This is a genomic window from Pseudoalteromonas sp. TB41 (assembly GCF_000497975.1).
GTDB classification, from domain to species: Bacteria; Pseudomonadota; Gammaproteobacteria; order Enterobacterales; family Alteromonadaceae; genus Pseudoalteromonas; species Pseudoalteromonas tetraodonis.
This window is the reverse complement of record NZ_AUTH01000102.1, coordinates 20,193-29,010: the sequence shown is the minus strand read 5'-3', so window position 1 is coordinate 29,010 and position 8,818 is coordinate 20,193. Positions and strand designations below refer to the sequence as shown.

Genomic DNA, 8,818 nt, shown 5'->3' with positions numbered 1-8,818 from the left:
CACGGCAAGATCATTATAAATTGAACTTATAGAATATGTAGTGATCAGATCAAGACATAATAATCACCTTGGTCACGTAAAATATGAGCGCTACTTTTCTGAAACACTTTAATTCAATTACCGATCCTCGCATTGAACGCTGTAAAAAGCATGAGCTTATCGATATTCTCCTTTTAGCCATTAGTGCAGTAATCTCCGGTGCACAAGGATGGGAGGATATTGAAGACTTTGGGCATCTAAAACTTGATTGGTTAAAAAGATATGGCGCTTTCAACGCGGGTATTCCAAGACACGACACCATAGCCCGTGTCATTTGTCGGTTAAAATCAGATGAAATAGAGCATGCATTTCAATCTTGGATATCTTCACTTATTGAAACCACGGGTGCTGATATTATTGCTATGGATGGAAAAACTGCACGTCGTTCATTTACAACCAAAGATAGAAAAAGTGCTTTACATACCGTCAGTGCATGGAGCTGCCAACACCAGTTAGTTTTAGGGCAAACAGCCGTTGATAGCAAAACAAATGAAATCACAGCCATACCTGAGTTACTCACCATGCTAGATATTGAAAATAGCATCATTACACTTGATGCTATGGGCTGCCAGCAAGAAATAGCGAAACAAATAATTAAACAAAAAGCTGATTATATCCTAGCGCTCAAAGGTAACCATTCAGGTATGCAGAGTGAATTAGAAGCTTGGTGGCACAAGAGTGAGCGCGAAGGATTGACCAATAGCAACTATGATAAACATACCGAAATAAGCTCAGGGCATGGGCGCATTGAAACAAGGGTTTGTCAGCAATTGCTTATTGATAAAAGCTGGTTAGATAAAATCTACCAATGGTCTGGCTTAAAGAGTGTTATTCAAGTAACCGCTGAGGTTCACGATAAATCATCAGGTACAGACACGATAGAAACGCGTTGGTATATTAGTTCGTTAGCGTTAGGTGCGGAGCAAGCACTTAATGCGGTACGAAGCCACTGGCAGGTTGAAAGTATGCATTGGATGTTGGATATGAACTTTAGGGAAGATGAATCAAGAATCCGTAAGAAGCAAGGACCCCTTGTTTTTAACGTAATGAGAAAAATAGCCATGGCGTTATTTAAACAAGATACAACTAAAACAGCCAGTATGGCGAGAAAAAAGAAAATGGCAGGGCTAGACGATGATTATCGCTCAACCCTGTTAGAATCTGGGATTAAAATGCGCTAGCCGTGATTCATCAACCTTTTAAGGTAATGCCTAATGGCACAAATATTTAAAGCAAAGAAAAAACCACTTCAACAGCAATCACTTGAACTTGATATAACGGCTATGGATCACCACGGACGTGGTATTGCTAAGTACAATAATAAAGTGTGTTTTGTCAGTGGGGCATTACCTGATGAGCGAGTAAAAGCCAAGTTAGTTGATGATAAAGCACGTTACAGCCAAGCTGACACGCTTAAAATACTCAAAGCCAGTGAATATCGCACTACACCCATTTGTGAACACTACAGCCAATGCGGTGGTTGTCAGTTGCAGCATTTAGATGCCACACAACAAGTCGTTGAAAAGCAAGCAGCAGTAAATCAATTATTTGCCAAGTTTGCAAAATTAACTGATTTAAACTGGCAAACTCCGCTGCTAAGCCAAGCAACGCATTACCGACGTAGTGCCCGCATTGCCGTAATGTTCGACAAAGCAGCAAAAAAAATGCGGGTAGGCTATAGAGCACGTGGCTCTAAAAGTATTGTTAGCATTAATCATTGCCCAGTATTAAGTGACGTATTTGCAGAGGTATTTAACGTATTTGATAACATAATTAATCATAATAAGGCGCTGCACAGTATAAGTCATTTGCAGTTATGCGCTGCAGATGAGCAACACTTTATTGTTATTCGTCATACAAAAGCCATTTCGCCCACAGATAAAGCGTTTGTTGAGCAAAGTGTCTCGGCATATCATTGGCAATTAGTGTGGCAAAGTGATAGCGATACCATTGATCATGCCCATTTAGCGATGCCATTTTATAAGCTTGATCAGTTAGATATAAAATTTGAATTTGGACTAAATAACTTTATTCAGGTCAATGCGAGTGTAAATCAGGCAATGTTAATTCAAGCGGTGAGCTGGTTAGCATTACAAGGTGATGAAAATGTACTGGATTTATTTTGTGGTATTGGTAACTTCTCTTTAGTGTTAGCAAAGCAGGCTAAAACAGTAACAGGAATTGAAGGCGTTACTTCGGCGGTTGCATTAGCGACGCAAAATGCGCACACTAACTCTATTACAAATACTCAATTTCATTGTTTTGATTTAACCACGAGTATTAAAAAAGCGCCGTGGTTTAATAAAGAGTTAGATATTTTAGTACTCGACCCCTCTCGCACTGGTGCTATGGCAGTTTTAGAGCAGCTTCCATTAACGCAGTTTAAAGCGATTTTATATGTCTCTTGCGACCCTGTTACTTTAGCCCGTGACAGCGCTATTATTTCGCAAGCCGGCTTTGAACTTAATAAAATAGGGCTAATGAATATGTTCCCTCATACGGGGCATATCGAAACTATGGCGTTATTTCAACGGAGGTAAAGCGCATTATGGTAGCGACACGTCAATCTCATCAACATGACAAAGCGGGTGATTTTTTTTCACGCGTAGAATCTCTTGATTTGTCTCAGGAAAAAATTAGCTTACTCAATAAAGCGCAGCAACTTTGCCAAACTTGTGATAACAGCGAACGCCAAAATACCGCCATAGAGATGGTGGAGATTTTGGTTGAGCTAAATTTAGATGCTGACTCGTTAGCCACCGCCTATTTAACCCCTTATTATTTAAATGATGTAGTGAGCATTGACGCTGTCGAAGAGCATTTAGGAAATCATGTTGCGGTGTTATTAACGGGTGTGTCGCAAATGGCCACCATAAGTACGTTAGCTCATCAAGGCAATGGTACCGTGCAGGTCGATAATATTCGCCGTATGTTGCTTGCTATGGTGGAAGATGTGCGTGCCGTGGTGATTAAATTAGCCGAACAGGTGTGCCATTTACGCAACGTAAAAGACGCCGCTGAAGAAGAACGAGTGATTGCAGCCAAAGAGACTGCGGATATATTTGCACCGCTTGCTAATCGCCTTGGTATTGGCCAATTAAAGTGGGAGCTAGAGGATTTAGCTTTTCGCTATTTACACCCAGATATTTATAAAAATATAGCTAAACAACTTGATGATAAGCGCCTTGCCCGTGAAGCGTATATGGCTGATATGGTTGAGCAAGTAAAACAGCGCCTACATGAAGCGGGTATTAAAGCCGAGGTATACGGCAGGCCAAAACATATCTACAGCATTTATAAAAAAATGGCGAAAAAGAACTACGAGTTTGATCAGCTGTTTGACATACGCGCGATGCGAATTGTGGTTGAGCGCCTGCAAGATTGCTACGGTGCCCTAGGCATAGTGCACACTAATTGGCGCCATTTAAATAAAGAATTTGACGATTACGTTGCGACCCCAAAACAAAATGGCTATCAATCTATTCATACCGTAGTATTTGGCCCCGAAGGTAAAACTGTTGAGATTCAGATCCGAACGCACGACATGCATCAAGATGCAGAGCTGGGCGTTGCCGCACATTGGATGTACAAAGAAGGTGCGTTACCAGGGCGTGGTTCAGGCTATGAGCAAAAAATTAGCTGGTTGCGTAAGTTACTGCAATGGCAAGAAGAAGTGGTTGATGGCAGCGATTTAGCGCAAGAGCTTAAAAACCAAGTGGTTGAAGACCGCGTCTATGTGTTTACTCCACGTGGAGATATTTTTGACTTACCGCTAGGGGCAACGCCTCTTGATTTTGCTTACTACATTCACTCCAATGTAGGGCATCGGTGTATTGGTGCAAAAATATTTGGCAAAATAGTGCCGTTTACTCATCAATTAAGTACCGGCGATCAGGTTGAAATACTGACCCAAAAGCAGCCAAATCCAAGTCGTGATTGGCTAAATCCGTCGTTAGGTTACATTAAGTCTTCTCGCGCTAGAGCCAAAATCCACCATTGGTTTAAACAGCTCGACCGCGATAAAAATTTAAGCGCGGGTAAAGAAATCCTTGATAACGAATTACAAAAGTTAGAGTTAACTTACAAAGATTTAGACCCAGCGATAAAGCGTTTTAACTTTAGAGAGCTTGATGACTTAATGGTCGCCATTGGTGCAGGCGATATTCGCCTTAACCAAATGCTCAACTTTATTACCGATAGAACGGAGCACGAGCCGGTTATTCGCTTTAAATCGCCCAGTAAAGTGACTGGCGATAAAAACGGTATTGTGGTTGATGGAGTAGGCAGTTTAATGAGCCATGTTGCTCGCTGTTGCCGCCCTGTACCTGGGGATGAAATTATTGGGTATATTACCCAAGGCCGTGGCATTGCCGTGCATCGTGAGGATTGTGACTCGTTTAGTAATTTAAAAAACAAGCACCCAGAGCGCGTTATTTCAGTAAGTTGGTCAGATGATATTAGCAGCTCCTACGCGTTAACTATTCGTATTGAAGCCAGCGATCGGTCTGGTTTAATTCGTGATATTAGTTCTGCTTTGGCGAATGAAAAAGTCAATGTGCTCAATATGAATGTCAACACGGTTGATAGCACTCAAACGGCTATTTTTGTGATGCAAATAGAAGTGCATGACTTACAAGGCACAAATAAAGTGCTTTCTAAGTTACACCAGATAGAAGGGGTGCACAGTGCAAAACGAGGGCAGTAATCAGGCTAATAATGAGGCTATAAGCCAACTGCTGGAAATAATGCAAACACTGAGAAACCCTGAGGGCGGATGCCCTTGGGATCTCAAGCAAACGTTTGCGTCAATCGTGCCGCATACTCTTGAAGAAGCCTATGAAGTGGCTGATTGTATTGAAACGAATAATTTAAGCGATTTAAAAAATGAGTTAGGCGACTTACTTTTTCAAATCGTGTTTTATGCGCAACTAGCACAAGAGCAGCAATTATTTAATTTTAACGATGTAGTGGCACAGTTAAATGAAAAGTTGGTGCGTCGTCATCCGCATGTATTTTCAGCGCAAGACACACCTAAAACCGATGCCGAATTAGCTGCGCAGTGGCAAGCAATAAAAGCACAAGAGCGTGCGGCTAAACCCCAAGGCCAAAGCTCAGTACTTTGGCAAGATATACCAAACAGTTTACCTAGCTTAACAAAAGCTAAAAAAATTCAGCAACGGGTCGCTGCGTTAGGGTTTGATTGGCCGACTTATCACGGTGCTATTGATAAAGTGAGTGAAGAGGTTGAAGAAGTGAAAGAAGCCTTAGCTCATGACCCATACTCAGATCATACAGCAGAAGAGCTAGGTGATTTGCTGTTTGCTACTGTTAATGTAGCGCGCCATGTTAAACGCGACCCCGAACAACTGCTTCGCAGTGCCAACGATAAGTTTTCTGCACGGTTTGAAAAGGTACAAAACTACTTAATTGCACAGGGTAAATGTATTGATTCTGCGTCTTTAGAGGAAATGGATGCAGCATGGGATGCGATAAAAAAACTAAATAAATAGGGACATAAAAAATGTTTGTTTTTTGTGCACAGATTTACCAATTTTAGCTGGATTGCTTAGCTATGTTTTGGTACAATTTCGCCCCGTCTTGTTTATATTCCAAAATCACTTGTTTGGGTATTATATTCCTTTTAATTCCTGATATTCTAGGGTTCGCATGAGTACAAAATTTATCTTCGTTACTGGCGGAGTTGTTTCTTCGTTGGGTAAAGGTATTGCAGCAGCATCGTTGGCCGCTATTTTAGAGGCCCGTGGCTTAGATGTTACCATTTTAAAGCTGGATCCTTACATCAACGTTGACCCAGGCACAATGAGCCCAATTCAACACGGTGAAGTATACGTTACCGAAGACGGCGCAGAAACGGACCTTGATTTAGGTCACTACGAACGTTTTATTCGCACCAAAATGACCAGCCGTAATAACTTTACGCAAGGGCGCGTATATGAAGATGTACTACGTCGTGAAAGACGTGGCGAATATCTTGGCGCAACAATTCAGGTTATTCCTCATATCACTAATGATATTAAGCAACGTGTTTATGATGGCGCAGAAGGCCATGATATAGCAATCGTTGAAATTGGTGGTACGGTAGGTGATATTGAGTCACAACCATTTATCGAAGCTATTCGTCAAATGGGCACAGAGATTGGTCGTGAACGTGCGCTATTTATTCACTTAACGCTAGTGCCATTCTTAGGCCCTGCCGGTGAAGTGAAAACAAAACCAACTCAGCACTCAGTTAAAGAGTTACGCTCAGTCGGTATTCAACCAGATATTCTTATTTGTCGCTCAGATCGTAAGCTGCCAAATAACGAGCGTGCAAAAATTGCATTGTTCACAAACGTTGAAGAAAAAGCCGTTATTTCACTGCCTGATGTAGACAGTATTTATAAAATCCCTGCGTTATTAAAGTCGCAAGAGTTAGACAACTTTGTATGTCGTCGTTTCCATTTAGACGCGCCTGAGGCTGATTTAGCTGAGTGGGAACAAGTATTGTATCAAGAGTCTAACCCAACGGGTGAAGTGACAATTGGTATGGTTGGTAAATACATTGAATTACCGGATGCATACAAATCAGTAAACGAAGCATTAAAACATGCGGGACTAAAAAATCGTTTAACTATTAATATTCAATACGTTGATTCACAAGACTTAGAAACTAAAGGAACGGATATTCTTTCTCGCTTAGATGCTATTTTAGTGCCAGGTGGTTTTGGTGGTCGTGGTGTTGAAGGTAAGATTTTAGCGGCTAAATATGCTCGTGAAAACAAAGTGCCTTACTTAGGTATTTGTTTAGGTATGCAGGTTGCGCTAATTGAATACGCACGAAATGTTGCCGGTTTAGTTGATGCAAACTCAACGGAATTTAATGCAAACTCAGAGGCTCCAGTGGTTGGTTTAATCACTGAGTGGCTAGACGCTGAGGGTAACGTAGAAGTACGTGATGAAAAGTCTGATTTAGGTGGCACAATGCGTTTAGGCGCACAAAAATGCCATTTAACGCCTGGCTCTAAAGTACACGAAGTGTATGGCAGCGACGAAATTGTTGAACGTCACCGTCACCGTTACGAAGTTAATAACAACTTCGTTGCACAGCTTGAACAAGCAGGTTTAAGCTTTACTGGTTTATCTGAAGATAAAAAGCTAGTAGAGATTATTGAAAATAAAGATCACCCTTGGTTTATTGCAGCGCAATTCCACCCGGAATTCACTTCAACGCCACGCGATGGTCATCCGCTATTTGAAGGGTTTGTAGCTGCGGCTCATACCTACCAAAAAGCGTCTTCGTAATTTAAAAAAGGCTGTGCATATTGCGCGGCCTTTTTTGTTTCTAAGGCTGGCCTAGGTTAGCCGTACTCACCATTTTGGGAATATAGAGGAATCAAGATGTCAGAAATCGTAAAAGTAATCGGTCGTGAAATTATGGACTCGCGTGGTAACCCAACTGTAGAAGCTGAGGTATATTTAGCTGATGGTTCATGGGGCCGTGCTGCTGCACCATCAGGTGCATCTACAGGAACTCGCGAAGCATTAGAATTACGTGATGGTGATAAAACTCGTTATTTAGGTAAAGGCGTATTAAAAGCGGTAGGTTTCATTAATAATGAAATTGCAGCGGCTTTAAAAGGTCAAAATGCACTTGCTCAAAGTGATGTAGACCAAGTAATGCTTGATTTAGATGGTACTGAAAATAAAGAAAAACTAGGTGCTAATGCTATTTTAGCGGTTTCACTTGCTAACGCAAAAGCGGCTGCACAATCTAAAAAAGTAGAGCTATACGAGCACATTGCTGACTTAAATGGCACGCCAGGTGTTTACTCTATGCCACTACCAATGATGAACATCATCAACGGCGGTGAGCACGCTGATAACTCAGTAGATATTCAAGAATTTATGGTTCAGCCAGTTGGTGCTGCTAATTTCCGTGAAGCATTGCGTATGGGTGCTGAAGTATTTCACAGCCTTGCAAAAGTGCTTAAAGCAGATGGTCATTCAACAGCTGTTGGTGACGAAGGCGGTTTTGCACCAAACCTTGCATCAAACGAAGCAGCACTTGCAGCAATTAAAGTGGCTGTTGCAAATGCCGGTTATGAGCTTGGTAAAGATATTACCCTTGCACTTGATTGTGCTGCCTCTGAGTTTTATGACAAAGAAGCAAATATCTACGACCTTAAAGGTGAAGGTAAAAAGTTTACCTCTGAAGAGTTTAACTACTTCTTAAAAGACTTAACTGAGCAATACCCAATTGTATCAATTGAAGATGGCTTAGATGAGTCTGATTGGGATGGCTTTGCTCATCAAACTAAACTAATGGGCGATAAAGTCCAATTAGTGGGTGATGACTTATTCGTAACCAATACTAAGATTTTAAAACGTGGTATCGACAATGGTATTGCTAACTCAATCTTAATTAAATTTAACCAAATTGGTTCACTAACAGAAACGTTAGCGGCAATCAAAATGGCGAAAGATGCTGGTTTTACAGTGGTTATTTCTCATCGCTCTGGTGAAACTGAAGATGCAACCATTGCTGATTTAGCGGTTGGTACAGCTGCAGGCCAGATCAAAACAGGTTCATTAAGCCGTTCAGACCGTGTTGCTAAGTACAACCAATTGCTTCGTATTGAAGAGCAATTAGGCGCTAAAGCACCGTACAATGGTTTAAAAGAAGTTAAAGGTCAGTAATTCTTTAATTTGTTTAAAATTATAAAAATCCTCGCTTATGCGGGGATTTTTAATCATAAATGCAAATATAACAGGTGGGTGG

Annotated in this window: 6 protein-coding genes; all 6 read left to right on the top strand. The window is 41.3% G+C overall.

The window, feature by feature from the left end; translation table 11 throughout:
- The first annotated feature begins 83 nt into the window (after positions 1-83).
- The 6 genes from L641_RS0117930 (at position 84) to eno (ending at position 8,736) form a co-directional block, all read left to right on the top strand.
- Entirely contained in the window at positions 84-1,220 is a 1,137-nt protein-coding gene (locus L641_RS0117930; RefSeq protein WP_024602346.1) for an ISAs1 family transposase, read from the top strand.
- A 33-nt stretch (positions 1,221-1,253) separates the two neighbouring features.
- On the top strand, positions 1,254-2,579 hold the full coding sequence (rlmD, locus tag L641_RS0117925) for a 23S rRNA (uracil(1939)-C(5))-methyltransferase RlmD (protein ID WP_024602671.1): 1,326 nt from the start codon (positions 1,254-1,256) through the stop codon (positions 2,577-2,579).
- 8 nt (positions 2,580-2,587) lie between these two features.
- Positions 2,588-4,744, top strand: a complete 2,157-nt coding sequence (gene relA, locus L641_RS0117920) for a GTP diphosphokinase (protein ID WP_013465627.1) — start codon at positions 2,588-2,590, stop codon at positions 4,742-4,744.
- A complete protein-coding gene (gene mazG / locus L641_RS0117915; RefSeq protein ID WP_024602670.1) occupies positions 4,725-5,549 on the top strand; it encodes a nucleoside triphosphate pyrophosphohydrolase in 825 nt (274 codons plus the stop codon). The genes relA and mazG overlap by 20 nt, the downstream gene beginning before the upstream one ends.
- 157 nt (positions 5,550-5,706) lie before the next feature.
- Positions 5,707-7,341 carry a CTP synthase gene (locus L641_RS0117910; protein WP_013465625.1) on the top strand — a complete coding sequence of 545 codons (1,635 nt, stop codon included), beginning with the start codon at positions 5,707-5,709 and terminating at the stop codon, positions 7,339-7,341.
- Between the two features lie 96 nt (positions 7,342-7,437).
- On the top strand, positions 7,438-8,736 hold the full coding sequence (eno, locus tag L641_RS0117905; RefSeq protein ID WP_013465624.1) for a phosphopyruvate hydratase: 1,299 nt from the start codon (positions 7,438-7,440) through the stop codon (positions 8,734-8,736).
- Positions 8,737-8,818 lie beyond the last annotated feature (82 nt).

What these genes read in the sequence shown, in the direction of transcription:
- L641_RS0117930 (WP_024602346.1), top strand. Translation starts at nt 84, where the DNA reads ATGAGCGCTACTTTTCTGAAACACTTTAATTCAATTACCGATCCTCGC.
- rlmD (WP_024602671.1), top strand. Translation starts at nt 1,254, where the DNA reads ATGGCACAAATATTTAAAGCAAAGAAAAAACCACTTCAACAGCAATCA.
- relA (WP_013465627.1), top strand. Translation starts at nt 2,588, where the DNA reads ATGGTAGCGACACGTCAATCTCATCAACATGACAAAGCGGGTGATTTT.
- L641_RS0117910 (WP_013465625.1), top strand. Translation starts at nt 5,707, where the DNA reads ATGAGTACAAAATTTATCTTCGTTACTGGCGGAGTTGTTTCTTCGTTG.
- eno (WP_013465624.1), top strand. Translation starts at nt 7,438, where the DNA reads ATGTCAGAAATCGTAAAAGTAATCGGTCGTGAAATTATGGACTCGCGT.